The organism is Methylobacterium sp. DB0501 (assembly GCF_011043735.1).
Classification (GTDB): Bacteria; Pseudomonadota; Alphaproteobacteria; order Rhizobiales; family Beijerinckiaceae; genus Methylobacterium; species Methylobacterium alsaeris.
Genome location: NZ_JAAKGV010000003.1, coordinates 95,328 through 120,372, shown reverse-complemented (window position 1 = coordinate 120,372; position 25,045 = coordinate 95,328). Strand labels below are relative to the sequence as shown.

Annotated in this window: 22 protein-coding genes; 17 read left to right on the top strand and 5 right to left on the bottom strand. The window is 72.0% G+C overall.

Features of this window, described 5'->3' with window-relative positions; genetic code table 11:
* Positions 1-26: 26 nt before the first annotated feature.
* Positions 27-3,116, bottom strand: coding sequence for a bifunctional proline dehydrogenase/L-glutamate gamma-semialdehyde dehydrogenase PutA (putA, locus tag G4G93_RS06235; RefSeq protein WP_165082308.1), 3,090 nt, complete (start codon positions 3,114-3,116; stop codon positions 27-29).
* A 120-nt stretch (positions 3,117-3,236) separates the two neighbouring features.
* On the opposite strand from putA, the gene G4G93_RS06230 reads away from it, so the two are divergent.
* The gene (locus tag G4G93_RS06230; protein WP_165082306.1) at positions 3,237-3,701 is read left to right on the top strand and encodes an Lrp/AsnC ligand binding domain-containing protein; all 465 of its coding nucleotides are present in this window, start codon (positions 3,237-3,239) and stop codon (positions 3,699-3,701) included.
* A gap of 162 nt (positions 3,702-3,863) precedes the next feature.
* Positions 3,864-4,154: a hypothetical protein gene (locus G4G93_RS06225; protein ID WP_165082304.1), complete on the top strand. Its 291-nt coding sequence runs from the start codon at positions 3,864-3,866 to the stop codon at positions 4,152-4,154.
* A 177-nt stretch (positions 4,155-4,331) separates the two neighbouring features.
* Here G4G93_RS06225 and cysK read toward each other — a convergent pair whose 3' ends face one another.
* Positions 4,332-5,312, bottom strand: coding sequence for a cysteine synthase A (gene cysK / locus G4G93_RS06220; RefSeq protein WP_165082302.1), 981 nt, complete (start codon positions 5,310-5,312; stop codon positions 4,332-4,334).
* Positions 5,313-5,646: 334 nt separating this feature from the next.
* Here cysK and G4G93_RS06215 point away from each other — a divergent pair, with 334 nt between their 5' ends.
* Positions 5,647-7,026, top strand: coding sequence for an NAD(P)/FAD-dependent oxidoreductase (locus G4G93_RS06215; protein WP_165082300.1), 1,380 nt, complete (start codon positions 5,647-5,649; stop codon positions 7,024-7,026).
* Between the two features lie 132 nt (positions 7,027-7,158).
* A complete protein-coding gene (locus tag G4G93_RS06210; protein WP_165082298.1) occupies positions 7,159-8,277 on the top strand; it encodes a glycosyltransferase in 1,119 nt (372 codons plus the stop codon).
* 157 nt (positions 8,278-8,434) lie between these two features.
* Here G4G93_RS06210 and G4G93_RS06205 read toward each other — a convergent pair whose 3' ends face one another.
* Entirely contained in the window at positions 8,435-9,886 is a 1,452-nt protein-coding gene (locus tag G4G93_RS06205; RefSeq protein ID WP_165082296.1) for an NAD(P)-binding domain-containing protein, read from the bottom strand.
* A 35-nt stretch (positions 9,887-9,921) separates the two neighbouring features.
* On the opposite strand from G4G93_RS06205, the gene G4G93_RS06200 reads away from it, so the two are divergent.
* From G4G93_RS06200 to G4G93_RS06190, 3 genes are all read left to right on the top strand, one after another.
* Positions 9,922-10,554 carry a 2-hydroxychromene-2-carboxylate isomerase gene (locus G4G93_RS06200; protein WP_165082294.1) on the top strand — a complete coding sequence of 211 codons (633 nt, stop codon included), beginning with the start codon at positions 9,922-9,924 and terminating at the stop codon, positions 10,552-10,554.
* A gap of 104 nt (positions 10,555-10,658) precedes the next feature.
* A complete protein-coding gene (locus tag G4G93_RS06195) occupies positions 10,659-12,074 on the top strand; it encodes a M20 family metallopeptidase (RefSeq protein WP_165082292.1) in 1,416 nt (471 codons plus the stop codon).
* Positions 12,075-12,393: 319 nt separating this feature from the next.
* The gene (locus G4G93_RS06190; RefSeq protein WP_165082290.1) at positions 12,394-12,897 is read left to right on the top strand and encodes a hypothetical protein; all 504 of its coding nucleotides are present in this window, start codon (positions 12,394-12,396) and stop codon (positions 12,895-12,897) included.
* Positions 12,898-13,001: 104 nt separating this feature from the next.
* Here the strand turns inward: G4G93_RS06190 and G4G93_RS06185 are convergent, their stop codons facing one another.
* Positions 13,002-13,265, bottom strand: coding sequence for a GNAT family N-acetyltransferase (locus G4G93_RS06185; RefSeq protein WP_165082288.1), 264 nt, complete (start codon positions 13,263-13,265; stop codon positions 13,002-13,004).
* A gap of 177 nt (positions 13,266-13,442) precedes the next feature.
* Between G4G93_RS06185 and G4G93_RS06180 the strand changes: the two genes are divergently transcribed.
* From G4G93_RS06180 to G4G93_RS06170, 3 genes are all read left to right on the top strand, one after another.
* Positions 13,443-14,600: an aminotransferase gene (locus tag G4G93_RS06180; protein ID WP_165082287.1), complete on the top strand. Its 1,158-nt coding sequence runs from the start codon at positions 13,443-13,445 to the stop codon at positions 14,598-14,600.
* Positions 14,601-14,828: 228 nt separating this feature from the next.
* Positions 14,829-15,221 carry a DUF4112 domain-containing protein gene (locus G4G93_RS06175; protein WP_165082663.1) on the top strand — a complete coding sequence of 131 codons (393 nt, stop codon included), beginning with the start codon at positions 14,829-14,831 and terminating at the stop codon, positions 15,219-15,221.
* A gap of 28 nt (positions 15,222-15,249) precedes the next feature.
* Entirely contained in the window at positions 15,250-16,440 is a 1,191-nt protein-coding gene (locus G4G93_RS06170) for an ABC transporter permease (protein WP_165082285.1), read from the top strand.
* A gap of 237 nt (positions 16,441-16,677) precedes the next feature.
* Here the strand turns inward: G4G93_RS06170 and G4G93_RS06165 are convergent, their stop codons facing one another.
* Positions 16,678-17,130 carry a hypothetical protein gene (locus G4G93_RS06165; RefSeq protein WP_165082283.1) on the bottom strand — a complete coding sequence of 151 codons (453 nt, stop codon included), beginning with the start codon at positions 17,128-17,130 and terminating at the stop codon, positions 16,678-16,680.
* Positions 17,131-17,380: 250 nt separating this feature from the next.
* Here G4G93_RS06165 and G4G93_RS06160 point away from each other — a divergent pair, with 250 nt between their 5' ends.
* From G4G93_RS06160 to G4G93_RS06130, 7 genes are all read left to right on the top strand, one after another.
* Positions 17,381-19,015 (top strand): ABC transporter substrate-binding protein, encoded by a 1,635-nt coding sequence (locus G4G93_RS06160; protein WP_165082281.1) that lies wholly within the window; start codon positions 17,381-17,383, stop codon positions 19,013-19,015.
* Positions 19,016-19,307: 292 nt separating this feature from the next.
* Positions 19,308-20,285 carry an ABC transporter permease gene (locus tag G4G93_RS06155; RefSeq protein WP_165082279.1) on the top strand — a complete coding sequence of 326 codons (978 nt, stop codon included), beginning with the start codon at positions 19,308-19,310 and terminating at the stop codon, positions 20,283-20,285.
* A gap of 4 nt (positions 20,286-20,289) precedes the next feature.
* A complete protein-coding gene (locus tag G4G93_RS06150; protein ID WP_165082277.1) occupies positions 20,290-21,171 on the top strand; it encodes an ABC transporter permease in 882 nt (293 codons plus the stop codon).
* A complete protein-coding gene (locus tag G4G93_RS06145) occupies positions 21,168-22,799 on the top strand; it encodes an ABC transporter ATP-binding protein (RefSeq protein WP_165082275.1) in 1,632 nt (543 codons plus the stop codon). The genes G4G93_RS06150 and G4G93_RS06145 overlap by 4 nt, the downstream gene beginning before the upstream one ends.
* A 12-nt stretch (positions 22,800-22,811) precedes the next feature.
* Complete coding sequence (locus G4G93_RS06140; protein ID WP_165082273.1) at positions 22,812-23,603, top strand: VOC family protein; 792 nt, start codon at positions 22,812-22,814, stop codon at positions 23,601-23,603.
* A gap of 363 nt (positions 23,604-23,966) precedes the next feature.
* Positions 23,967-24,503: a DUF2721 domain-containing protein gene (locus G4G93_RS06135; RefSeq protein WP_165082271.1), complete on the top strand. Its 537-nt coding sequence runs from the start codon at positions 23,967-23,969 to the stop codon at positions 24,501-24,503.
* 66 nt (positions 24,504-24,569) lie between these two features.
* Entirely contained in the window at positions 24,570-25,004 is a 435-nt protein-coding gene (locus tag G4G93_RS06130; RefSeq protein ID WP_165082269.1) for a PRC-barrel domain-containing protein, read from the top strand.
* The last annotated feature ends 41 nt before the right edge of the window (positions 25,005-25,045 follow it).

The following is a 25,045-nucleotide window of genomic DNA, read 5'->3' as shown; positions in this document are numbered from 1 at the left end:
AGACGAGGCGCGGAGGGGAAGCCCCCTCACCCCACCATGGCGATCAACGCCGCATCGCCCCCCGCCGCCGCGGTGTTCACCGTCACGGTCTGCTCGGTGGCGAAGCGGGTGAGGTAGTGGGGACCGCCGGCCTTCGGGCCGGTGCCGGAGAGGCCGTGGCCGCCGAAGGGCTGCACGCCGACCACCGCGCCGATCATGTTGCGGTTGACGTAGACGTTGCCGGTGGAGAGCCGGGACACCACCCGCTCCACCGTGGCGTCGATGCGGGAATGGACGCCGACCGTCAGGCCGTAGCCGGTGGCCTCGATCGCGTCGAGCATCCGGTCGAAATCGGCGGCCTTGTAGCGGGCGACGTGCAGGATCGGCCCGAACACCTCCTCCGTCAGGGCCTCGGGGCCGGCGATCTCGTAGATCTGCGGCGCCACGAAATGGCCCTCGCCCGGCACCTCGCCGGCGTAATGGACCTTGGCGGAGCGGCGCATGGCGGCGCCGTGGCGGTCGAGGCGGGTGCGGGCCTCGGCGTCGATCACCGGGCCGACATGGGTGGCGGGGTCGCGCGGATCGCCGAGGCGCAGCTCGCGGGCGGCGCCCGCCACCATGCCGATCACCTTGTCGGCCACGTCCTCCTGCACCAGCAGCAGGCGCAGCGCCGAGCAGCGCTGGCCGGCGGAGCGGAAGGCGGAGGTCACGACGTCGTCGGCGACCTGCTCAGGGAGAGCGGTGGCGTCGACCAGCATCGCGTTGATGCCGCCGGTCTCGGCGATGAGCGGGACGATCGGGCCGTCCTTGGCGGCGAGCGCCCGGTTGATGTGGCGCGCCACCTCGGTCGAGCCGGTGAAGACCACGCCGGCGACGTCGCGATCCGCCACCAGCGCCGCCCCCACCGCGCCGTCGCCCGGCACGAGGTGGAGGGCGCTCGGCGCGATGCCGGCCCGGTGGAGGAGGCGCACGGCCTCTCCTGCTACGAGCGGCGTCTGCTCGGCGGGCTTGGCCACCACGGCGTTCCCGGCCATCAGGGCCGCCGCGACCTGGCCGACGAAGATGGCGAGCGGGAAGTTCCAGGGCGAGATCGCCACGAACACGCCGCGGCTGCGCAAGGACAGGCGGTTGCTCTCGCCGGTCGGGCCCGGCAGCGCCTGGGGTGCTCCGAAGAGCTTGCGCCCCTGCACCGCGTAGTAGCGGCAGAAATCCACCGCCTCGCGCAGCTCCGCCACCGCGTCGTCGAGGGTCTTGCCGGCCTCCGCCTGGAGCAGGTGGATGAGCCGGCCGGTCGCCGCCTCCATCGCGTCGGCGGCCCGGTCGAGGGCGGCGGCGCGCTCCTGCGCCGGCACCCGGCCCCAGGCGACCGCCCCTCTTCGGGCGGCGCGCATCGCCGCGGTCGCGGTCTCAGGCGATGCCTCCACGACGGTGCCGACCACCGTGCGGGCATCGCTCGGGCTCGCCACGTCGCGGCGCGTGCCGGCTTGCGCGACGCCGTCGATCACCGGCGCAGCCTCGGCCGGCCCCCGCGCGGCGGCCACGGCCCCGGTCAGGCGCTCCAGCGCCGCCCGGTCGCCGAACTCGACGCCGGCGGAATTGACCCGCTCCGGCGCGAACATCTCGGCCGGGCGGCGAAGCTTCGCGTGCCGGGCGCGGTCGGGATTGCCGACGCTCTCGGCCGGGCGGCGCAGCAGGCTCTCCACCGGCACCGCGGGGTCGGCGGCCTGCGAGACGAAAGACGAGTTGGCGCCGTTCTCGAGGAGCCGCCGCACCAGGTAGGCCAGCAGGTCGCGGTGCCCGCCGACCGGCGCGTAGGTGCGGCAGGCCGCCCCCGGCACGCTGGCCAGCAGCCGCGCATAGAGCGCCTCGCCCATGCCGTGCAGGCGCTGGAACTCGTAGGTGCCGCCTTCGGGCCCCGCCCGCTCGACGATCGCCGCGACGGTGAGCGCGTTGTGGGTGGCGAATTGCGGGAAGAGCCGCGGGCGGTGAGCCAGCATCCGCTCGGCCGCCGCCAGGTAGCTGAGATCGGTCATGCTCTTGCGGGTGAAGACCGGGTAGTCGGGAAGGCCCCGCTCCTGGGCCCGCTTCACTTCCGTGTCCCAGTAGGCGCCCTTGACGAGGCGCACCATCAGCCGCCGGTCGAGGCGGGCGGCCAGATCCGCGACGTGGTCGATCACCTGAAGGCAGCGCTTCTGGTAGGCCTGGACCGCGAGGCCGAACCCGTCCCAGCCGGCGAGCGAGGGATCGCCGAGCACGGCCGCGATCACGTCGAGGGAGAGCTCCAGCCGGTCCGCCTCCTCGGCATCGACCGTGAAGTTGAGGTCGTAGCGCCTGGCGGCCTGGGCGAGCGTCAGGAGCACCGGCACCAGCTCCTCCATCACGCGCTCGCGGCCGACCGCCTCGTAGCGCGGATGGAGCGCCGACAGCTTGACCGAGATGCCCGGCCGGTCCGGCAGCGGCTTGTTGCCGGCCGCGCGCCCGATCGCCTCGATGGCGGCGGCGTAGGAATCCGCGTAGGCCTTCGCGTCCTCGGCCGTCCGGGCGCCCTCGCCGAGCATGTCGAAGGAGTAGCGGTAGAGCCGGCCCTGCCCGCTGGCCGAGCGCTTGAGCGCCGCCTCGATCGTCTCGCCGAGCACGAAATGCCCGCCCATCACCCGCATCGCCTGCCGGGCGGCCTGGCGCACCGCCGGCAGTCCGAGGCGCTTGGCGAGGCCGGCGAGAATGCCCTCCGGCGTGTCGCCGGGCTGGATGATCCGGGCCGAGAGGCCGAGCGCCCAGGCCGAGGAGCGCACCAGGAGGGCCTCCGACCGGGTGGCGTGCTGCTCGAAGCCGCCGAAGCGCAGCTTGTCCTCGATCAGCCGGTCGGCGGTGGCGGCGTCGGGCACCCGCAGCAGGGCTTCCGCCAGCACCATCAGGGCCAGGCCCTCCTTGGTCGAGAGCGAGTATTCGCGCAGCATCGCCTCGACGCCGCCCAGCCCCCCGCTCTCCTGCCGGATGGCGCCGACGAGGTCGCGGGCCAGCGCATCGACCTTGGCCTCGCGCTCCGGCGCAAGGCCGCCCCGCTCCAGGAAGGCGCGGGCGAGGACGGCGTCGTCGGCGGCGAAAGGAGCGTGGAAGACGGGGAGCGGGGCGGGCATCGGGGCGGGTCCGGGCGGGGCTGACGATCCTCAGCGTAATCGGCTTTTCGCCGCGCTTCGATGGCGCATATCGGGGTTTGGCCGCAGGATCGGCGGCGAAACGGGGCTTTGGCAGAGAGAATGACGGACGCGCTCGACCGGATCGACCGGCAGATCCTGCGGATCCTCCAGCGCGAGGGCCGGATCCCGAACGTGGAACTGGCCGAGCGGGTCGGCCTGTCGCCGACCGCCACCGGCGAGCGCCTGCGCCGGCTGCAGAAGGACGGGGTGATCACCGGGTTCGGGGCGCGGCTCGACCCGCAGCTCCTGGGCTTGAGCCTGCTCGTCTTCGTCGAAGTCTCCCTCGACAAGACCACGCCCGACGCCTTCGCGCGCTTCGCAGCGGCGGTGCGGCGCGCGCCGGAAGTCCTGGAATGCCACATGGTCGGGGGCGGGTTCGACTACCTGGTCAAGGCCCGGGTCGCCGACATGCCGGCCTATCGCCGCTTCCTCGGCGAGGGCCTCCTGGGCCTGCCGGGAGTCAACAACACCCGCACCTACGCGGTGATGGAGGAGGTGAAGAGCGACGGGCTGCTGCCGCTCTGAGCCCGCAATCCGGGATCCCCGGTTCCATGCACCGAATGCATGGCGAGCCTGCGACATAACGGAGCTTTGCAGCACACGCGGAGTTGGCAGACGGCGCACGATGTCGCAGTCTGCCCTGACTGAGCCGCCGCAGAGTGGCCCGACGAGAACGGAGGTACGCCGATGGTCAACCCGAACCGTCTGGTGAAATCAGCCTGGATCGCGGCCGAAGTGTCCCGCGAGAAGTCCGAGAAGGTCTTGGTCGTCGAGGCCTACATCGCGGTCAGCCCGCTCGAGAGCGGCTACGATGCCGACCGCTACGGCCGCCTCGTCGAGGACGTGCGCCGGATTCTCGCCGACAATCCCGATATCGACCGGGCGTCGATCCTCAGCGTCCACCGCGAGTCGCGCTGTGCCGCGCTGTTCCGCCGGGGCGCCTGCGAGGAGGAGCGGCGGCCCGAACTGGTGGCGTGAGCGCGCCGCCCGGTTCTCGCCGACGATCCGACACCCGGCGGGTCGTCCCGGGGCCGCGAAGGCGGAGCCCGGAACGGCGCGGAGGAATCGAACTCCGCGTGAGGGGCAATCCCTCGGCGACCGCTCGAACGAGCCTTCAGAACGGGCGGAGCCCCGAAGGACCCCGCCCCGGACCTCTCACAGCCCCTCAAACAGGGCCGACGAGATGTAGCGCTCGGCGAACGAGCAGGCGACCGTCACGATCCGCTTGCCCTTGAATTCCGGCCGGGCCGCGATCTCGAGCGCCGCCGCGACGTTGCCGCCGGTCGAGATGCCGCCGGGGATGCCCTCGATCCGGGCGAGCAGGCGGGCGGTGTCGAAGGCGGTCTGGTTGGAGACCGTCACCACCTCGTCGATCACGCCGCGGTCGAGCACGCCCGGAACGAAGCCGGCGCCGATGCCCTGGATCTTGTGCGGGCCGGGCTGGCCGCCCGACAGGACCGGGGAATCCTCCGGCTCGACCGCGACGACGCGCAGGTGCGGCAGGCGCGGCTTGATGACCTGGCCGACGCCCGTGATGGTGCCGCCGGTGCCGACGCCCGCCACGAAGGCGTCGAGCTGGCCCTGCGTGTCGTTCCAGATCTCCTCCGCGGTGGTCTTGCGGTGGATCTCGGGATTGGCCGGGTTGTTGAACTGCTGGGGCATGATCGCGCCCGGAATCTCCTTCAGGAGTTCCTCGGCCTTGGCGATCGCGCCCTTCATGCCCTGCGGGCCGGGGGTGAGGGCGAGCTCGGCCCCGAGATAGGCCAGCATCTTGCGCCGCTCGAGCGACATCGTCTCGGGCATCACCAGGATCAGCCGGTAGCCGCGGGCGGCGGCCACGAAGGCGAGCGCGATGCCGGTATTGCCGGAGGTCGGCTCCACCAGGGTGCCGCCGGGCTTCAGGACGCCGGCGGCCTCCATGGCGTCGATCATGTTGACGCCGATGCGGTCCTTCACCGAGGCGATCGGGTTGAAGAACTCGAGCTTCAGCAGGATCTCGGCGTCGATCCCGCGCTCCTTGGCGAGGCGGTTGAGGCGCACCAGCGGCGTGTTGCCGATGGTCTCGGTGATCGAATCGTAGACCCGGCCGTGACCGATCCGGCGGCCGGTCTCCGAGGTGGCGGTAGCGTCGGCCATGGTGTGTCTCTCCCTCGAGGATGCGTGGTCCGCCGCACGGGTAGCGGAAATCCCGCGGGCCGTCGAGGTATGCCGTTTTATACAAATCTGGACTGTGAATTACAGCTTCGCCGAGAGTCCGGGGCCGCCCGGCGCCCGCCGGAACCGCGTAAGATCTCGCGAGCTCGACGCAGCGGGCCGGGCGCGCCGCGGACGCTCCGGAAGGGGGCACAAGAGGGGGGATTTCCAGCCCGCACCGAAGGCGTAACCTTGGGTGAGAGCGCCGCTTCGGCAAGTCCCGGCCGGGGCTTGCGCGGCCGCCCCACCGCCCGCGAGAGAGCCGCGAGAGAGCCGCATGTCCGAACCCCTCCACCGCACCGCCCTCGAATCGGGCCCGGCGGCCGGGCCGCACCGCACGCCCGTCCCGGTCTCGGGACCGCACCGGGTGGTGATCGTCGGCGGCGGGTTCGGCGGGCTCACCACGGCCCGCGGCCTCGGGGGGGCCGAGGGCATCGAGGTCACGCTGATCGACCGGCGCAACCACCACCTGTTCCAGCCGCTACTCTACCAGGTCGCGACGGCGGTGATCGCGCCGGGCGAGATCGCCGAGCCGATCCGGGCGATCCTGCGCCGGGACCGCAACGTCCGGGTGCTGATGGGCGAGGTCGAGGGGATCGACGTCGAGGGGCGGGCCGCGCTCCTGCGCGACGGCACCCGCATCCCCTACGACACGCTGGTGCTGGCCACCGGCGCCACCCACAGCTATTTCGGCCACCCCGAATGGGAGCGCTACGCCCCCGGCCTCAAGACCCTCGACGACGCCCGCCGGATCCGCGCCCGGGTGCTCCTGGCCTTCGAGGCGGCGGAGCGCGAGGAAGACCCGGTCGCCCGCGAGCGGCTGATGACCTTCGCGGTGATCGGCGGCGGGCCGACCGGGGTCGAGATGGCGGGCGCCATCGCGGGCCTCGCCCACCACGCCCTGTCGCAGGACTTCCGCCGCATCGACCCGAAGCAGGCCCGGATCCTGCTGATCGAGGCGGCGCCCCGGGTGCTCGGCACCTTCTCGGAGGACCTCTCGGCCTACAGCAAGCGGGCGCTGGAGCGCCTCGGCGTCACGGTGCTGACCGACCACGCCGTCGAGAACGTGTCGGAGCAGGGCATCACCGTCCAGGGCAAGCTGATCCCGGCCGCCACCGTGGTCTGGGGCGCGGGCGTGCGGGCCTCGCCGGCGGGCGACTGGCTCGGGGTCGAGACGACGCGCCAGGGCCACGTGCCGGTGGGGCCGGACCTCGCGGTCGTCGGCCGCCCGGGGATCTACGCCCTCGGCGACCTCGCGATGGCGAAGGCCGAGGACGGCACGCCCCTGCCGGGCCTCGCCCAGGTGGCCGACCAGCAGGGCCGCTATCTCGGCCGGTCGCTGCGCGACCGCATCCTGCACGGCAAGGCCCCGGCACCGTTCCGCTTCCGCAGCCGCGGCAACCTGGCGATCATCGGGCGCAATGCCGGCGTGGTGCAGTGGGACCGCGTCAAGCTCCGGGGCTTCCCCGCCTGGCTGGTCTGGGGCGTCGCCCACGTCTACCTGCTGGTCGGCTTCCACAACCGGCTGGTCGTCACGTTGCGCTGGCTCTGGGCCTATGTGAGCTTCCAGCGCGGCGCCCGCCTGATCTCCGAGCGCGACGAGGCCGTGATGGCGCTCATCCGCGGCAAGGCGCCGGGGCGGATCCCTCCGCCCTGACATCCCGGGTCCTGGCTACGCCGATCGGCGAAGGGGCGTCTCGCCGAACTGGGGAGGACGCGGCGCTCCCCGGCCGGAGCAAGCCGTGCGAGGCTGACGGACTCCGCACGCCGATCAGCCCCGTGGTGATCCATGCCGCTTTCCCGGCCGCTCTCTTGGGCCCTCACCGTCGCCACCATCAACCGCGGCGACGCGCTCCTCGAATGCGTCCGCCTCGCGCTGGCGCAGTCGCGCCCGCCGCGGGAGATCGCCATCGTCGATGCCAGCGACGGCTGGGCGGCGAGCCGCGACGCGGTGACGGCCCTGGTCCGCCCGTCCGGAATCCCGCTGCACTACCGCCCGGCGACGACCAAATCCTCGGCCACCCAGCGCAACCAGGCGATCGACCTCGTCTCGTCGGACATCGTGTTCCTGATCGACGACGACTCCTTCATGCATCCCGACTGCGCCGCGGAGATCCTCGCCCTCTACGAGGCGGACGAGGCCGGGCGGCTCGCGGCGGTCGGCGCGAGCGGCGTGCCCGACAGCCCGACCGCCCGCTCGCAGGACTTCCACCACAAGGTGACAGGACACGAGGGCATCCGGCACGGCCGGCTCGGGCGTCTCGGTGCGGCGCTCGCGGGCTCGCGGGCCGGGCGGCTGTTCTACACGCACGTGCTGATGATGAGCCACGAGCAGACCTTCATGCCCTACGACAGCCCGCGCTTCGCCGACGCGGCCCTGCCGGAGGGCCTGGCGGGGACCCTGGCGGCGGACCGGGGGGCCTACGCCACCCACACCATCCCGGGCTACGCCCTGACGGTGCGGGCGGAGATCGCCCGCCGGGAGATGTTCGACCCGAGCCTGCGCTACTACGCGGCCCTGGAGGACGCCGATTTCTGCCACCGCGTCGCCCGCCACGGCGCCCTGGTGGTGGCGCCCCGGGCGCGGCTGCACCACTTCCAGATCTCGTCGGGCCGGTTGCCGCGGCAGACCGTCATCGCCCTGCAGCTCCTCAACCTCGCCTTCTTCCTGCGGCGCCACTCGACGATGCTGCCGGCGAAGCGGGCGCAGTACCGGCGGATGCTGCTGCGCCGGCTCGTGGCCGAGACGATGAAGGACCTGCTGTCGCGGCGCTTCACCCTGCCCCAGGTCGCGGGCGTGCTGCGCGCCATGGCGATGCACCGGACGATCTTCGACGCCCCCGCCGACGAGATCGCGGCGCGGTACCCGGAGATCCAGCGGCGGATCATCGAGCAGCACGGGGCGTAACCGCGACACGGAGCGGGCACCCGCGTGGTCGCAAGCCACCCCTTTCCCGGATCTCCCTCCGCTATCGCTCCGGTCGTCCGGGAAAGGGGAGCGCGTGCATTCTAACGGTGGGTGATACGAGGACTTCGGAGAGGTATCGGTGGACCCCTGATGTCCGTCACCGCTCCTCCCGCCGCACGAAGAACGGCGTCGGTTCCAGTTCCGCATCCTCGTGCGCCACCATGCGGGGGAAGTGCGCGTCGGCCTGCGACACGAACAGGTCGCGCACCAGGGCCTGGGCGAGCCGCGTCGCCCCGATGCCGAGGCCCGGGATGTCGCCGGCGAGCGCCCCGTGGCTCACCGTGACGCCCCAGTTGAAGACGTGCAGCAGGCCTAAATCCGGCAGCCGGCCCGGCACCCGTTCGAGCATCTGCATGCCGTCGCCGAGATAGGGGAAGCGGGCGGCCTCCGGATGGGCCTCGGCCTCGGCGGGGGGCACCCTCTCGCCCCAGGTCAGCACCGCCTCGCGGAAGAGGTCCAGCTCCGGCCGCCGGGTCAGGTCGATGTCGAAGCCGACCGCCACCACGGCGGCATCGACCGGGTAGCGCCCCTTCGCGGTCTCGATCGCCAGGCCGTCGGGTGTTTCCTCGATCCCGCTCCAGCCTTCGCCGAACCGCACCGAAAAACCCGGATGGCGGGTGCAGCGCAGGACCGATTCGTGCGGCGGCGGCGTGCCCTCGCCCATCATATACGTGGTGAAGGCCCAGCGCCTCGCGTCGTCGAGGGCGGCGTAGCCGCGCAGGAAGCCCGGGAAGGCGGCCCATTTCGACTTGTTGACCTGCGGAAACCGCGACCGGCGCACGAACAGCGTGACCTCCGCGGCACCGGCCTCGAGCGCCGTGGCGGCGTTGTCGATCGCCGAGGCCGAGGCGCCGAGCACCGCGACCCGGCCGCCGCGGAACCGCGAGAAATCGATCGGATCGGAGGAGTGGAACAGGCGCCCCTCCCCGCCGCGGGCGAAGGCCGGCATCCGCCGCCCGCCCGAGCCGTCGCGGCCGCAGGCCAGCACCACCTTGCGGGCGAACACCGTCTCGGGGCCGCCCGGCCCCTCGATCGCGGCCCCGATCAGGCCGTCCGCCGGCCAGAGCCGGGTCAGGCGGGTGTCGTTCTCGACCGGCACGCCGACCGTGTCGCGCACGAACAGCAGGTAGCGCAGCCAGTCGAGGCGCGGGATCTTGGTGAGGCTGCGCCAGCCCTCCTCCCCGACCTGCGCCTCCCACCAGGCCCGGAAGGTGAGCGACGGGATGCCGAGATCCGGCCCCGTCAGGTGCTTGGGCGAGCGCAGGGTCTCCATCCGGGCGAAGGTGCCCCACGGCCCCTCCGCGCCGCGGGGCGCCTGGTCGACGACCCGGAGATTCGCGACGCCCTCGCGCAGGAGCGCGAAGGCGGCGGTCTGGCCGCACATCCCGGCGCCGACCACCAGCACGTCGAGGGCGGGGCGCCCGTCCGGGCCCTCCACCGGCAGGGTCCAGGGGGCGGGCGGATGGTTCAGGCGGGCAAGGTCGCGCCGCACCTCGGCGACCAAAGCTGTCAGACCCTTCACGGCCGTGCCGTCCTGGTGGATATCCATGACCCGCCTTTTCCCTGCCCGTCCCGGAGATCCCGATGGTCGAACTGTCCTGCTTCTACAGCCTGTCCTCGCCCTGGTCCTATCTCGGCGGGCCGCAGCTCCAGGACATCGTGCGCCGCCACCGCGCCCGGCTGGTGCTGAAGCCCTTCGACTTCCAGGAGGTGGTGCCGAAGACCGGCGGCGTGCCGATCCGGACCCGGCCGCAGCCGCGTCGCGATTATCATGCCGTCGAGCTCGCCCGCTGGAGCGACTACCTGGGCCTGCCGCTCAACGTGACGCCCCGGCACTACCCGATGGCGAACCCGGCGGCGAACTGGAACAAGCATGCCGGCTGGACCGTCATCGCCGCGCAACTCGCCGGGCTCGACGCGTTTCCGCTCTCGCACGCCATCCTGCGGGCGTTGTGGGCGGAGGAGCGCGACATCGCCGATCCGGCGGTGCGGCGGGCGATCGCCGACGAGAACGGCTATGACGGCGCCGCGCTCGTGGCCGCCGAGAGCAGCGAGCCGGTCCAGGCGCAGTATCGCCGCAACGGCGAGGAGGCGGAACGCCTCGGCGTGTTCGGCTCGCCGACGATCGTCCTCGACGGCGAGCTGTTCTGGGGCCAGGACCGCCTCGGCTTCGTCGATCGGGCGCTGGCGCGGCGGGCCCACGCCTCCAAGACCTAACTTCGCGCAGCCCAGACCGGAGCCGGGCGCATGGCGCCCGGCCTCCATCATGCGACAAGGGGCGGGGGCAAACGCCCGACAACGCCCCGACAGCGCGAGGAAACATGCACAACAGCGAGGCGATCTGGCGGCACGTCGAGGAGCACGCGGCGGTGTTCACGGCCTTCTCGGACCGGGTCTGGGAAATGCCGGAACTAAACTTCCAGGAAGTGCGCTCGGCCGCCGAGCACACCGCGATGCTGCGCGCCCAGGGCTTCCGGGTGACCGAGGGCATCGACGGCATGCCGACCGCCATGATGGGCGAGGCCGGCGAGGGCGGTCCCGTCATCGCGATCCTGGGCGAGTACGACGCCCTGCCGGGCCTGAGCCAGGAGGCGGGCGTCGCCGAGCACCGGCCGCGTCCGGGCGAGGGCGCCGGCCACGGCTGCGGCCACAACCTGCTCGGCGCCGGCGCGCTGCTGGCCGCCACCGCCGTCAAGGACTGGCTCGCCAAGGAGGGCCTGCCCGGCCGCGTGCGCTACTACGGCTGCCCGGCCGAGGAGGGCGGCGCGGCCAAGACCTTCATGGTGCGCGACGGCGTGTTCAGGGATGTCGACGTGGCGATCACCTGGCATCCGGGCCCGTTCGTGTCGATCTGGGAGCCGGTCTCGCTGGCGATCCAGCTCATCGACTTCAGCTTCGCCGGCAAGGCCTCCCACGCCGCGGCGGCGCCTCATCTCGGGCGCTCGGCCCTCGACGCGGTCGAGCTGATGAATGTCGGCGTCAACTACCTGCGCGAGCACATGCCGAGCGACGCGCGGGTGCATTACGCCTATCTCGATGCCGGCGGCATCGCCCCCAACGTGGTCCAGGCGAGCGCCACCGTGCGCTACCTCGTGCGCGCCGCCGACCTGCCGTCCCTCCTCGACCTCGCGGCGCGGGTGGGCAAGATCGCCGACGGCGCGGCGCTGATGACCGAGACCACGGTCACGAGCCGGGTGGTGAGCGCGATGTCGAACCTGCTCGCGAACCCGCCGCTGGAGGAGGCCCTGCACGCCAACCTGATGCGCCTCGGCCCCCCGCCCTTCGACGCCGAGGACCGCGCCTTCGCGCAAGAAATCCGGGCGACGCTGACCCGCGAGGACATCGTGTCGGCCCATCGCCGCTTCGGCGTGCCGGTGACCGATGCGCCGCTCTGCGACACGGTGGTGCCGCTCGGCGCCAACGGCGAGCGGATGATGGGCTCGACCGATGTCGGCGACGTGAGCTGGGCGGTGCCGACCGTGCAGGCCCGCGGCGCCACCTACGCCATCGGCACCCCCGGCCATTCCTGGCAGCTGACCGCGCAGGGCAAGACCCCGGCGGCGCACAAGGGGATGATCCACGTCGCCAAGGCGATGGCCGGCACCGCGGTCGACGTGCTGCGCGACCCCGACCTGCTCGCACGCGCCAAGGCCGACCATGCCGAGCGGCTGGCCCGCACGCCCTATGTCAGCCCGCTGCCGCCGGACCTGGCGCCGCCGCTCGACATGGCGGGGTGAGGCCTTGGCGGGGTGAGGCTTTGGCGGGGTGACGTCCGGCGGGGTCACGTTCGGCGAGGCCCGCGGAGCTGTCGGGAAAAAGAACGGCGCGGGTTTCCCCGGACGGCCCTGCGGTCCTCGCCGCGATCGGAAAACGGGATCGCAGGCCGGCGACCGCGCCGGCCGACGCACGGGATTTCGCCGGTTGCATCAAATTCGACCGATGCGCCTCACCATCAGGCGAGATCTGCGCCCGTACTCTCTCCCCCATGGAGGCGACCGCACCCGCACGGCGGCAACCAGCTCGAAGGCTGCGTCGCTCGTCGGACCGGAGAGTCGCATGATCGTCACGGGCGCGTCCCTGCTGGGGCAGATCCTCACGAACCGGACATCGTCCGGTGCCCTCGCCGCCAATCCCCTGGCTGCCAAGGCCGCCTCCGTCCCGGACAAGCCTCCACCCCAGGCCGGGCCGGCATCGCCGCCCGTGGCGATGTCGCTGTCGACGCTCGACGGCTTGTTCGCGCTGCAAATGTCGGCGCGCGGCACCGGGATTGCCGCGGCCCCGGCCGCGCCGGCGGGCATCGATCCGGCCTCGGCCCAGACGCGGCCCCGGACCGGCGGCCAGACTGCCGTGGATCCCGACCTGGTGCGTGCGATCGCCGCCGCCCTCGAAAGCCGGAAGGGCGGAGGCGACGGCGCGGGCCTCGCGGCCCTGGCCCCCGACGCGACCGTCGCGCTGGAAACGTCCGTCTCCCGCCAGAACAGCCTTAGGGAGGCTCTGGAACTGGCAGGACGGGGCCCGTCATCGGCCCTCGATCCGCAGGACCGCGCCTCGTTCCATTGACGGCACGGACGCATGTCGCGTGCGAGGGAGGCGGCACGATCCCGGCGTGGGGACGGGGCTCGGGGCCGCCTTCGCCGCAGGGCGATCCGACATCGATGGCGCGGTCAGCCCACCAGGTCGCCGTGCTCGCGATGACGGCGCAGCCACGCCGCCGCGTAGCCGCAGAGCGGCCGGATGCGCAAGCCTTCCGCCCGTGCGGCCTCGGCCACGCCCTGCATCAGCCTGTCGGCGGTGCCGGTGCCGCGCAGGCGCGGCGGCGCGTAGACGTAGGCGATGACGAGGGTGCCGGGCTGACGGCGATACTCGGCATAGGCGACCTCGCCGTTCACCTCGAGCTCGAACCGGCTCCGCTCCGGGTTGTCGCGCATGGGGGCCTTCTTCCGGCATTCGACGGGCAGGTATTCGACAGGCAAGCGCGTGAGACGGCAAGCCGCGGCGGCGCGAGGCGGTTCCGCGGCGGGGTCGCGATGCCGCCCGGCTCGGTTCCGTCCGCTCCCCCGGCGTGGTAGCGAGGCGCCTCTCGCCCTCGAACCCGTCGCCGCCGCATGAACCCCATCTTCGCCGATCTGCCGACCACCGTGTTCGAGGTGATGTCGGCGCTCGCCCGGGAGACCGGCGCCGTCAATCTCGGCCAGGGCTTCCCGGACGATCCGGGCCCGGCCGACGTGCGCGCCAAGGCCGCCGAGGCGGTGGTGGAGGGCTGGAACCAGTACCCGCCGATGATGGGGCTGCCGGAGCTGCGCGGGGCCGTGGCCCGGCACTACGCCCGCTGGCAGGGGCTCGACCTCGATCCCGACACCGAGGTGATGGTGACCTCGGGCGCCACCGAGGCGCTCGCCGGCGCCCTGATGGCCCTGATCGAGCCCGGCGACGAGGTCGTGCTGTTCGAGCCGATGTACGACGCCTACCTGCCGCTGGTGCGCCGGGCCGGCGGCGTGCCGCGCTTCGTCACCCTGACGCCGCCGCACTTTCGCCTCACCGAGGAGGCGCTCGCCGCCGCCTTCTCGCCGCGCACCAGGGTCGTGCTGCTCAACAACCCGCTCAACCCGTCCGCCACGATCTTCCCCGACGAGGACCTGGAGCGGCTCGCCGGCTTCTGCCGGCGCTTCGACGCGGTGGCGCTCTGCGACGAGGTCTGGGAGCACGTGGTCTTCGACGGCCGCCGCCACAAGCCGCTGATGGCGTTCCCGGGCATGCGCGAGCGCACGGTGAAGATCGGCTCGGCCGGCAAGATCTTCTCCCTCACCGGCTGGAAGGTCGGCTTCGTGATGGCGCCGCCGCACCTCATGCGGGGGCTCGCCAAGGCGCACCAGTTCCTCACCTTCACCACGCCGCCGAACCTCCAGGCGGCGGTGGCCTACGGCCTGTCGAAGGACGACGCCTATTACGAGGGCATGCGCGCCGAGTTCGCCCGCGCCCGGGACCGCTTCGCGGGCGGCCTGACCGATCTCGGCTTCAGCGTGCTGCCCTCGGCCGGCACCTACTTCCTCAATCTCGACATCGCGCCGCTCGGCGAGACCGACGACGTCGCCTTCTGCGAGCGGCTGGTGCGCCGGCACGGCGTCGCGGCGATTCCCGTCAGCGCCTTCTACGTCGACCAGCCGGTGCGGACCATCGTGCGGTTCTGCTTCGCCAAGCGCGACGACACCCTCGACCGCGCGCTCGAGCGCCTGCGCGGCCTCGCGCCCGGGCGCGCCGCGTGATGCGGGACCTCCTTGTCGGACCGGGAGGCCGGGGCCACATCCCGGATCATGAGCACCACGCACCCGCTCCGGAGCCCCGGGATGACCTCTTCGCAGACGGCCGGCCGCGTCCCGCCCTTCGGGGCCGGCTCGTTCGGTTCAGGCTCCTTCGGCAACGGAGCCGAGTTCAAGGAGAACCGCTTCGCGCAGGACGACGCCTTCGGGTTGCGCGCCAAGGCCGGGCAAGCCATGGCCGGTTCGACGCCCGAGCAGGTGATGGCGCGGCTGGAATTGCTGGCGCACATCCTCGACACGGCGATCCTGCTGCCGGGCAACCGGCGCATCGGCCTCGACGCGATCGTCGGCCTGATCCCGGTGATCGGCGACGCGATCACCACGGCGATCTCGTCCTACATCGTCTGGGAAGCCCGGCGCCTCGGCGCGCCGCGCTGGCTGATCGCCCGCATGGCGGCGAACGTGGCGATCGACGGCGTCATCGGTGCGGTGCCGCTGGTCGGCGACCTGTTCGACGCCGCCTTCAAGGCCAACCGCCGCAACGTGCAGCTGCTGCGCAAGCACCTGGAGCGCAGCGGCGCGCTGAAGCCCGGCGTGATCGACGTGACCGCCACGCATCTCGACTGACCGTGACCGCCCGGCCGGGGGACGCCGCATGAACCAGCGTCCCCCCGTCCCCGAGCTCGACGCGATCCCCGTCACCTCCCCGGCGGCGGGTCCCGTCAGCCTGCCGCTCCCGGGCCCCACCGGCACCGGGCGGCTGTCGCCGCTCAACCGGCGGCGGCTCGCGAACTTCAAGGCCAACCGGCGCGGCTACTGGTCGTTCGTCCTGTTCTGCGTGATGTTCGTGACCAGCCTCTTCGCCGAGTTCATCGCCAACGACCGGCCGATCGTGGTCTCCTACAAGGGCGAGATCCTGTTTCCGATCGTCGTCGATTACCCCGAGGAGAAGTTCGGCGGCTTCCTCGCCCGGACCGATTACCGCGATCCGGTGATCGCCAAGGAGATCGCCGAGCACGGGTGGGCGATCTGGCCGCCAATCCACTTCTCCTACAATACTCACAACCTCGACCTGCCGGTGCCGGCCCCGGCGCCGCCGACCTGGCTCCTCACCGATGCCCAGTGCAAGGCGGTGGCGGAGAAGACCGGGGGCTCGACCTGCCGCGACATCGAGTGGAACTGGCTCGGCACCGACGACCAGGGCCGCGACGTCGCCGCCCGGCTGCTCTACGGCTTTCGCCTTTCGGTGCTGTTCGGCCTCACCCTGGCGATCGTCTCGTCGGTGATCGGGGTGCTGGCCGGTGCGGTCCAGGGCTATTTCGGCGGCTGGGTCGATCTGGTGTTCCAGCGGGTGATCGAGATCTGGACCGCGATCCCGTCGCTCTACCTGCTCATCATCATCTCGTCGATCATCACGCCGAGCTTCTTCGTGCTGCTCGGGATCCTGCTCCTGTTCTCGTGGGTGTCGCTGGTCGGCGTGGTGCGGGCGGAGTTCCTGCGGGCGCGCAACTTCGAGTATGTGCGGGCCGCCCGCGCGCTCGGGCTCTCGAACGGCCGCATCATGTTCCGCCACCTCCTGCCCAACGCCATGGTGGCGACGCTGACCTTCCTGCCCTTCGTGCTGAACGGCTCGATCACCACGCTCACCTCCCTCGACTTCCTCGGCTTCGGCCTGCCCCCGGGCTCGCCGTCGCTCGGCGAGATGCTGGCGCAGGGCAAGGCCAACCTGCAGGCGCCGTGGCTCGGGCTGACGGGATTCGCGGTGATCGCCGTGACGCTGAGCCTCCTGATCTTCGCCGGGGAAGCGGTGCGGGACGCGTTCGATCCGCGGAAGACGTTCCGGTGAGGTCGGATTCAGGGCACATCGAATCCCGCCGAAGGTCCTGACGCCAGCGACGTCATCCCGGGGCCGAGCGGCGGAACCCGGGATCCATAACCGCTGACAGTTCAGGAGGAAGCGGGACGTTTTCCGTCTCTTTCTCCGGCGTCCGCGCCTATGGATCCCGGGCTCTCGACTTCGTCGCGCCCCGGGATGACGCGCAGGGTTCAGGGGGGAGGGATGCCTCGCCTCCCCCTGAACCCTTTACTTCGTCGGATCGACCAGCGTCATCTTGCCCGTGAACGGCTTGTCCTGCTTGGTCGTCGCGGTGCAGCCCCATGTGTACTCGCCCGGCGCGATGGTGCGCAGGCGGATCTCGCCCTTGCCGTTGGCCTTGACCAGGTAGGCGTCGTTGCTCGCCACGTGGACCACGTCGCCGTCGTGGTGCAGCACGTTCTTGTTCTGGAAGATCTGCGGCGCGGTGAGCGAGACCTGCTCGTTCGACTGGTTGACCACGTGCAGGTCGACATTGGTCTGTGCCGGCAGGCGCAGCTCGGCGGGGGCGCAACGCGGCACGCCGTTCTCGCTGGTGATCGTCACCTCGACCGGGGGCATCGCGTCGGTCTTCGGCGGCGGCAGGTCGTTGGCGGCGCGGGCCCCGCCCGTCAGGGCGGCGAGCAGGAGGGCGGCAGCGGCGGCGCGGGCGGGGACGGTCATCGGGGGCCTCTCGGAGAGGATGAGGACGGTCAGGCCAAACGCCAGGTTGCGCCCGATGTTTCCTCGCACGCTCCGATCGGTCCGCGACGCGATGCCCCCGTCCCCGGAGCCAGGGGACGACAAATATCCACGGAAAGCGCCTGCAGGAGACGAAGCCTCTCCGGATGACGCGGAAATTGCCGCGCTTCGTCCATTGCGCCGGCGCTGCGTTGCAGCAAGGATGGCGCCCGCAACACGACGGGGACCCGGGATGATCATCGACCGCCGCGACGCCCTCAAGCGGGCCGGCCTCCTCGCGCTCGGCACCGCCGCCTGGAGCCCGACGGCCCTGACGCGCGCGCTGGCGCAAGGTGCCGCACAAGGGGGCAACCAAGCGCCCCGGCGCGGCGGCGTGCTGACGGTGCAGCTCAACGGCGAGCAGCGGGTGCTCAACCCGGCGATCCGCGCCTCGACCGGCGTCTACGTCATCACTTCCAAGATCGTCGAGCCGCTGGTCGACCTCGACCAGGACGGCAAGCCCGCCGGCGTGCTCGCGACCTCCTGGGAGGCGGCGCCCGACGGCAAGACCGTGACCTTCACGTTGCGCCAGGGCGTGACCTGGCATGACGGCAAGCCGTTCACCTCCGCGGATGTCCAGTACACCGCGATGGAGCTGTGGAAGAAATACCTCAACTACGGCACCCAGCTTCAACTCTATCTCGACGCCGTCGACACGCCCGACCCGCACACGGCCGTCTTCCGCTATTCCCGGCCGATGCCGCTGAACCTGCTGCTGCGGGCGCTCTGCGACCTCGGCTACGTCGCGCCCCGGCACGTCTTCGAGGGCACCAATGTGCTGGAGAACCCGGCCAACACCGCGCCGATCGGCACCGGGCCGTTCAAGTTCGTCTCCTACGAGCGCGGCCAGCACGTCATCGCGGAGCGCAACCCGACCTACTGGCGCGAGGGCTTTCCCTATCTCGACCGGATCGTCTGGCGCTTCATCACCGACAAGGCGGCGGCATCCGCGGCGTTGGAGACGGGCCAGGTCCAGCTCTCGACCTACAACGCGCTGGCGCTCGCCGATCTCGACCGGCTGAAGTCGGACAAGCGCTTCACCGTGTCGAGCAAGGGGCTGGAGGCCAACGCCTTCAACAACACGCTCGAATTCAACACCCGCCGCAAGGAACTCGCCGACGTGCGGGTGCGCCGGGCGATCGCGCACGCCATCGACGTGCCGTTCTTCATCGAGAACTTCATCTACGGGCTGGGCCAGCCGGCGACCGGGCCGATCCCGTCCTCCTCGACCGCCTTCTACCCGAACAATCCAGCCCCCTATCCCTTCGACCCGAAGAAGTCGGCGGCCCTCCTCGACGAGGCCGGGTTCAAGCGCGGGGCGGGCGGCACCCGGTTCTCGCTCAAGCTCGTGCCGATCATGAACGGCGAGGACGTGCCCTTGCTCGCCACCTTCATCCAGCAATCGCTGCAGGCGGTCGGCATCAAGGTCGAGATCGTCAACCTCGACACGGCGGGCGCGCTTTCCACCGTCTACCGCGACTGGAACTTCGACCTCGCCACCGGCTGGCACCAGTATCGCGGCGACCCCGCGGTCTCGACGACCGTCTGGTACCGCTCCGGCTCGCCGAAGGGCGCGCCCTGGACCAACCAGTACGGCTGGCAATCCGACCTCGTCGACCGCCTCACCGACGAGGCGGCGAGCGAGCTGGATCCGGAGAAGCGCAAGGCGCTCTACGCCCAGTGGGTCAAGGCGGTGAACGACGAGATCCCGGTCTGGATGATGACCGAGCGCACCTTCCTGTCGGCGACGAGCAAGCGCGTGCACGGGGATCACAACACCCCGCGCTGGGGCTCGGGCGACTGGCACGACGCGTGGATCGAGGCGTGAGCACTGCCTTGACGACGCCCGCGACGTATAACCCTCCCCCCTCTGCGGGGGAGGGTGCCCCGCGAAGCGGGGCGGGAGAGAACCACGGTTCCGGAGAGGTCGCGGGCGCGGTGAGGGGCGCCACCTGGGTCAGCGTCGCGCTGCTCCTCTCCCGCCCCGCTTCGCGGGGCAGCCTCCCCCGACCCAAGCCGGGCTTGCCCGACTTGGGCACAGGAGAGCGAAACTCGGGCCACCTCGAGTTCCGTGGGGGGAGGGTCGTGCGCGCCAGCCTGGAAACAGGGCAGGCCCATTCATGACCATCCTCCTCCTGGCGCTTCGCCGCCTCGCCGCCAGCCTGCCGACGCTCCTCGTCATCCTGGCGGGGCTGTTCCTGCTGCTCCAGCTCGCCCCCGGCGACACCGTGGACGCCCTGATGGCCCAGATGGGCGGCGGCGATCCGGCGACGGCCGAGGAGCTGCGCCGCTATTACGGGCTCGACCTGCCGGCGGCGGCCCAGCTCGCCCGCTACCTGTGGCGGCTGGTGCAGCTCGATCTCGGCCAGTCGGCGATCTACGGCAAGCCGGTCGCGACGGTGATCGCCGAGCGGCTGCCGGTGACGCTCATGCTGATGGGGGCTTCCCTCACCCTCGCCTTCCTCGGCGGGATCGTGCTGGGCGTGCTGGCGGCGCGGCGGATCGGGCAATGGCCCGACACCCTGATCTCGACGCTCGGCCTGATGTTCTACGCCACGCCCTCGTTCTGGTTCGGCCTGATGGGGATCGTGCTGTTCGCGATCCATCTCGGCTGGCTCCCGGCCGGCGGCTTCGAGGAGGTCGGCGCCGGCTATGCCGGCCTGACCCGGGTGCTCGACATCGCCCGCCACCTCGTCCTGCCGACCCTGACGCTGGCGCTGGTCTTCCTCGCCACGTACCTGCGGATCATGCGCGCCTCGATGCTGGAGGTGATGAGCCTCGACTACGTCCGCACCGCCCGCGCCAAGGGGCTGGGCGAGACCGGGGTGATCGTGCACCACGCGTTGCGCAACGCACTCCTGCCGATGGTGACCCTGGTGGGGCTCCAGGCCGGCACGATGCTCGGCGGCTCGGTGGTGGTGGAGAGCGTGTTCGCGCTGCCCGGCCTCGGCCGGCTCGCCTACGAATCGGTGGTGCAGCGCGACCTCAACACGCTGCTCGGCATCGTGTTCGTCTCGGCGCTCCTCGTCATCACGGTGAATTTCGTGGTCGATCTGATCTACGGCCGGCTCGATCCGCGCATCGCAGCGGGGCGCTGACGCGATGGCGGCTGTCAGACGCTACCTGCGCAACCCGGCGGCCTTGCTCGGCGCCGTGCTGCTCCTCCTGGTGATCGCGGTGGCGCTCGCCGCTCCCTTGGTGTTCCCGAAGGACCCGCTCGGCCTCGCCGGCCGGCCGCTGCAATGGCCCTTCGCCAACCCGAAGGTCTGGCTCGGCACCGACGCGAGCGGGCGCGACATCGCCGCCCAAGTCTTCCACGGCGCCCGGGTGTCGCTGCTGATCGGCCTCGTCGCGACGGTGATCGCCATCGCGATCGGCATCGCGGTCGGCGCCGTGGCCGGCTTCTACGGCGGGATCGTCGACGACGTCCTGATGCGGGTGACGGAGGCCTTCCAGACCCTGCCGAACTTCCTGCTGCTCCTCGTGCTGGTGGCGGTGTTCGGCTCGGACATCACCACCGTCACGGTGGCGATCGGCCTCGTCTCCTGGCCGGCCCCGGCCCGGCTGACGCGGGCGGAGTTCCTCACCCTGCGCAACCGCGAATTCGTCCAGGCCTGCCGGGTGCTCGGCATGGGGGATGCCCGCATCATCGCCCGCGAGATCCTGCCCAACGCCCTGCCGCCGGTGATCGTCTATGCCAGCGTGGTGATGGCGGTGGCGATCCTGCTCGAGAGCGCGCTCGCCTTCCTCAACCTCTCCGATCCGAACGTCGCCTCCTGGGGCAACCTGATCGGCGCCGGGCGCGGCGTGCTGCGCACGCAATGGTACGTCTCGGCGATTCCGGGCGTGGCGATCCTGGTGACCGTGCTCGCCGTGTCGCTGGTCGGCCAGGGCCTCAACGATGCCCTCAACCCGCGCCTGCGCGGCCCCGCCCCGGTGAAGGCAGGACCCGTGAAGGCCGGGCCCTTGAAGGCCGCGCCATGACGACGCCCCTCCTCTCGGTCGAGAACCTCTCGGTCCGCCTGCCGCCGGGCGCCGACCGCAGCCACGCGCTCGCCGGCGTCTCGCTCGCGCTCGCGGCCAACGAGATCCTGTGCGTCGTCGGCGAGTCGGGCTCGGGCAAGTCGGTGCTGGCCAACACGGTGATGCGGCTGCTGCCCCCGGGCGTGCGGGCGGATGCCGGCGCGGTGCTGTTCCAGGGCCGCGACCTCGTCGGCGCCTCCGAGGCCGAGATGCGGCGCCTGCGCGGGGCGAAGATCGGCATGATCTTCCAGGAGCCGATGACGGCCCTGAACCCCCTGCGCCGGGCCGGCGACCAGATCGCCGAGACCTTCCGCATCCACACCGGGCTCAACGCCCGCGAGATCCGCGAGAAGACCCTGGCGCTGCTCGCCGAGGTGCGGATACCGGATCCGCAGGCGGCGCTCCGGGCCTATCCGCACGAATTGTCCGGCGGGCAGCGCCAGCGGGTGATGATCGCCATGGCGCTGGCGCTGGAGCCGGCGCTCCTTATCGCCGACGAGCCGACCACGGCGCTCGACGTGACGACGCAAGGCCGCATCCTGGCGCTGATCCGCGAGATCCAGGCGCGGCGCGGCATGGGCGTCCTGTTCATCACCCACGATTTCGGGGTGGTGGCGGAGATCGCCGACCGGGTCGCCGTAATGCAGTCCGGCCGCCTCGTCGAGGAGGGGCCGGCCGACGCCGTGCTCACCCGGCCGCAGGCGCCCTACACCCGGGCGCTGATCGCCGCGGTGCCGCCGCTCGTGCCGCGGGCCCGGTCCGGCACCGCCGCCCCGGCGATCCTGACGCTCGAGGGTGTCTCGAAGACCTACCGCAAGGGCGGCGGGCTCTTGCCCAGCCGGGCCCGGGTCACCCACGCGGTGAAGGATGTCAGCCTGTCGCTGCCCCGGGGCACGACCCTCGGCATCGTCGGCGAATCCGGCTCCGGCAAGTCGACGCTCGCCCGCTGCATCGTGCGCCTGCTCGATCCGGATACCGGCACGATCCGCCTCGGCGACACCGATCTCGCGGCCCTGTCGCGCCGCGCGATGCGGGGTCAGGCGCGCCGGGTCCAGATGGTCTTCCAGGATCCCTTCGCCTCGCTCAACCCGCGGCGCCGGGCCGGCGAGCTGGTGGCGCAGGGGCCGATGCTCCAGGGCGCCTCCCGGCCCGAGGCGATGGCGAAGGCGCGCGAGCTGTTCGGCCTCGTCGGGCTCGATCCGGCCGCCATGGACCGCCTGCCGCACGAATTCTCCGGCGGCCAGCGCCAGCGCATCGGGCTCGCCCGGGCGCTGGCGCTCGAACCCGAGCTGCTGGTCGCCGACGAGCCGGTCTCGGCCCTCGACGTCTCGGTCCAGGCCCAGGTGCTGGCCCTGCTCGATTCCCTGCGCGACCGGCTCGGCCTGTCGATGCTGTTCATCACCCACGACCTGCGGGTCGCCGGCCAGATCTGCGACCGCATCGCCGTGATGAAGGACGGCGCCGTCGTCGAGGCCGGCCCGACCGCCGAGGTCTTCGCCGCCCCGCAGGCCGCCTATACCCGCGCCCTCCTGGAGGCGGTGCCCGGCCGCTCCTGGATCCCCGGGCGCCCCCAGGTTCCCGCCGCCTGAAGAGGATCACCCATGCCCCTCACCCTCGACCATCTCGTCATCGCGGTCGCCGATCTCGACGCCGCCTTCGCGGATTATTCCAGCCTCGGCTTCACGGTGATCCGCGGCGGCGAGCATCAGAACGGCATCACCCACAACGTCCTGGTGGTGCTGGAGGACGGCGCCTACCTGGAGCTGATCGCCTTCAAGAAGCCCGAGCCCGGCAACCGCTGGTCCGAGGTCTATCACCGCGCCGGCGAGGGCTTCCTCGACCACGCGCTGCTGCCCTCCGACATCGACGCCTACGTGAAGGCGGCGCAGGATCGCGGCCTCGACATCGCCGACCCGCAGCCCGGCGGCCGCTTCCGGCCCGACGGCGCCCGCCTCGACTGGAAGACCGCCCGGGCCCCGGGCTCCGACGTCCCGTTCCTGTGCGGCGACGTCACGCCCCGCGCCCTTCGCGTGCAGGAGGGCGACGTGCGCCGCCACGACAACGGCGTCACCGGGGTGACATCGATCACCGTGGCGGTGCGCGACGTCGAGGCCTCGCGCGCCCGCTACGCCGCCCTGCTCGGCACCGGGGCCGAGGCCCCGGTAGTCGAGGCGGACATCCTGGGCGGGCCGGCCCGCGCCGCGACCCTGCCGCTCGGCCCCCACACCACCGTCACCCTGGCGAGCCCGACCGGCACGGACGGAGCCCTGGCCGAGGCCCTCGCGGCCCGGGGCGAGGGCCCGGTCGCGGCGGTGTTCCGCGCCGGCACGGAGGCCGGCGACCTCGACCTCGCGCGCACTCACGGGGCGCGGCTGTCGATCGTCGCGGGTTGAGCGGGTGCGACAGCGGTGGCGAGGGACACGACCGAGCACGCTTCGAGATCGAGAGCCCCTCTCCGTGATGTGAAGTCCGGACGATCCCCTCCGGCATTCATATCACCGGCCCGCGCGGTGGAGCCGGAGGTTCCGCACGCCTGAGCGGAGCCGACATCCGCATGGCGAACGCGGTTGCGCAGCAATCGCCGAGCAATCGATCGGACGTCGTATGACTTTCCGGGCTGCGCCGCGCGGTCCGAGGTCCCGGGCCGCGAGATGCGGTCCGAGGTCCCGGGCCGCGAGATGCGGTCCGGGCAGGGCCGCCCTACATCGCGGCGGGCGCCCTCCCCTCCCGGCCCCGCCCTCTCCTCCCGGCCCCGCATGATCCCCACCGCCGATCCGTCCCAGGTCGATTCGACCGCCCACATCATCCAGGTGGCGCTGACGCCGGTCTTCCTGCTCTCCGGCATCGCGACGCTGCTCAACGTCTTCTCGACCCGCCACGCCCGCATCGCCGATCAGGTCGAGAAGCTCTCCGACCGCATCGCCGAGCGGCCCGGCGACCAGGCGAAGCTCGCCGACCTGCGCCGGCGCAGCCTCGCCCTCGACGTGGCGGTGGTGATCGCGGCTTTGGGCGGGGTGGCGATCTGCGGCGCGGTCCTGACCCTGTTCCTCGGCACTCTGCGCGATGCCGCGGTGGCGAGCGTGCTGTTCTCGCTGTTCGGCGCCGCGATCGTGTGCACCCTCGCCTCGCTGACCGCCTTCGCGTTCGAGATGATGCTGGCGAGCCGGACCGTGCGCACCGAGGTGGCCGAGCAGCAGCAGGAGGACCGCCGGAAGGACGGCCGGAGGGACGGCAGGGAGATCGGCGAGGAGGCCGACATGCCGGGTGGCGGGGAGGACGCGGCGGCGCGGTGAGCGCGGAACCGTCGCGGGGCAGGTCGGTTCCCCAAGGACCCCTTTCCTCTCGCAACGGAGACCGCCATGCCGACTGAACTCCCGAACGAGCGCGCCCTGCGCGAGCCGGGCACGATGGAGCTCGATCCCACCGGCGACGGCGTCGCCCTCGACGAGACGCCCCGGCTGATCGCCTCGAACAAGGTCGAGGGCACCGCCGTCTACGACCGCAAGGGCAAGCATCTCGGCAGCGTCTACAACTTCATGGTGGACAAGGTCTCTGGGCAGGTCGCCTACGCGGTGCTGTCCTTCGGCGGCTTCCTGGGCTTCGGGGAGCATTACCACCCGGTGCCCTGGAAGGCCCTGACCTACGACGTGGGGCTCGGCGGCTACGTCATCGACATCGATGCCGGCACCCTGGCGGGGGCACCGCGGCACGGCCCAGACGAGGATCCGTTCGCCGACCCGTCCTATGGCGGGCGCCTCGACGACTATTACGGCGGCCGCGCCCGGCCGGTCTGATGCAATTCCGGAAGATCCCTTCCGGAATTGCATCACCAGCC

What these genes read in the sequence shown, in the direction of transcription:
- putA (WP_165082308.1), bottom strand. Translation starts at nt 3,116, where the DNA reads ATGCCCGCCCCGCTCCCCGTCTTCCACGCTCCTTTCGCCGCCGACGAC.
- G4G93_RS06230 (WP_165082306.1), top strand. Translation starts at nt 3,237, where the DNA reads ATGACGGACGCGCTCGACCGGATCGACCGGCAGATCCTGCGGATCCTC.
- G4G93_RS06225 (WP_165082304.1), top strand. Translation starts at nt 3,864, where the DNA reads ATGGTCAACCCGAACCGTCTGGTGAAATCAGCCTGGATCGCGGCCGAA.
- cysK (WP_165082302.1), bottom strand. Translation starts at nt 5,312, where the DNA reads ATGGCCGACGCTACCGCCACCTCGGAGACCGGCCGCCGGATCGGTCAC.
- G4G93_RS06215 (WP_165082300.1), top strand. Translation starts at nt 5,647, where the DNA reads ATGTCCGAACCCCTCCACCGCACCGCCCTCGAATCGGGCCCGGCGGCC.
- G4G93_RS06210 (WP_165082298.1), top strand. Translation starts at nt 7,159, where the DNA reads ATGCCGCTTTCCCGGCCGCTCTCTTGGGCCCTCACCGTCGCCACCATC.
- G4G93_RS06205 (WP_165082296.1), bottom strand. Translation starts at nt 9,886, where the DNA reads ATGGATATCCACCAGGACGGCACGGCCGTGAAGGGTCTGACAGCTTTG.
- G4G93_RS06200 (WP_165082294.1), top strand. Translation starts at nt 9,922, where the DNA reads ATGGTCGAACTGTCCTGCTTCTACAGCCTGTCCTCGCCCTGGTCCTAT.
- G4G93_RS06195 (WP_165082292.1), top strand. Translation starts at nt 10,659, where the DNA reads ATGCACAACAGCGAGGCGATCTGGCGGCACGTCGAGGAGCACGCGGCG.
- G4G93_RS06190 (WP_165082290.1), top strand. Translation starts at nt 12,394, where the DNA reads ATGATCGTCACGGGCGCGTCCCTGCTGGGGCAGATCCTCACGAACCGG.
- G4G93_RS06185 (WP_165082288.1), bottom strand. Translation starts at nt 13,265, where the DNA reads ATGCGCGACAACCCGGAGCGGAGCCGGTTCGAGCTCGAGGTGAACGGC.
- G4G93_RS06180 (WP_165082287.1), top strand. Translation starts at nt 13,443, where the DNA reads ATGAACCCCATCTTCGCCGATCTGCCGACCACCGTGTTCGAGGTGATG.
- G4G93_RS06175 (WP_165082663.1), top strand. Translation starts at nt 14,829, where the DNA reads ATGGCCGGTTCGACGCCCGAGCAGGTGATGGCGCGGCTGGAATTGCTG.
- G4G93_RS06170 (WP_165082285.1), top strand. Translation starts at nt 15,250, where the DNA reads ATGAACCAGCGTCCCCCCGTCCCCGAGCTCGACGCGATCCCCGTCACC.
- G4G93_RS06165 (WP_165082283.1), bottom strand. Translation starts at nt 17,130, where the DNA reads ATGACCGTCCCCGCCCGCGCCGCCGCTGCCGCCCTCCTGCTCGCCGCC.
- G4G93_RS06160 (WP_165082281.1), top strand. Translation starts at nt 17,381, where the DNA reads ATGATCATCGACCGCCGCGACGCCCTCAAGCGGGCCGGCCTCCTCGCG.
- G4G93_RS06155 (WP_165082279.1), top strand. Translation starts at nt 19,308, where the DNA reads ATGACCATCCTCCTCCTGGCGCTTCGCCGCCTCGCCGCCAGCCTGCCG.
- G4G93_RS06150 (WP_165082277.1), top strand. Translation starts at nt 20,290, where the DNA reads ATGGCGGCTGTCAGACGCTACCTGCGCAACCCGGCGGCCTTGCTCGGC.
- G4G93_RS06145 (WP_165082275.1), top strand. Translation starts at nt 21,168, where the DNA reads ATGACGACGCCCCTCCTCTCGGTCGAGAACCTCTCGGTCCGCCTGCCG.
- G4G93_RS06140 (WP_165082273.1), top strand. Translation starts at nt 22,812, where the DNA reads ATGCCCCTCACCCTCGACCATCTCGTCATCGCGGTCGCCGATCTCGAC.
- G4G93_RS06135 (WP_165082271.1), top strand. Translation starts at nt 23,967, where the DNA reads ATGATCCCCACCGCCGATCCGTCCCAGGTCGATTCGACCGCCCACATC.
- G4G93_RS06130 (WP_165082269.1), top strand. Translation starts at nt 24,570, where the DNA reads ATGCCGACTGAACTCCCGAACGAGCGCGCCCTGCGCGAGCCGGGCACG.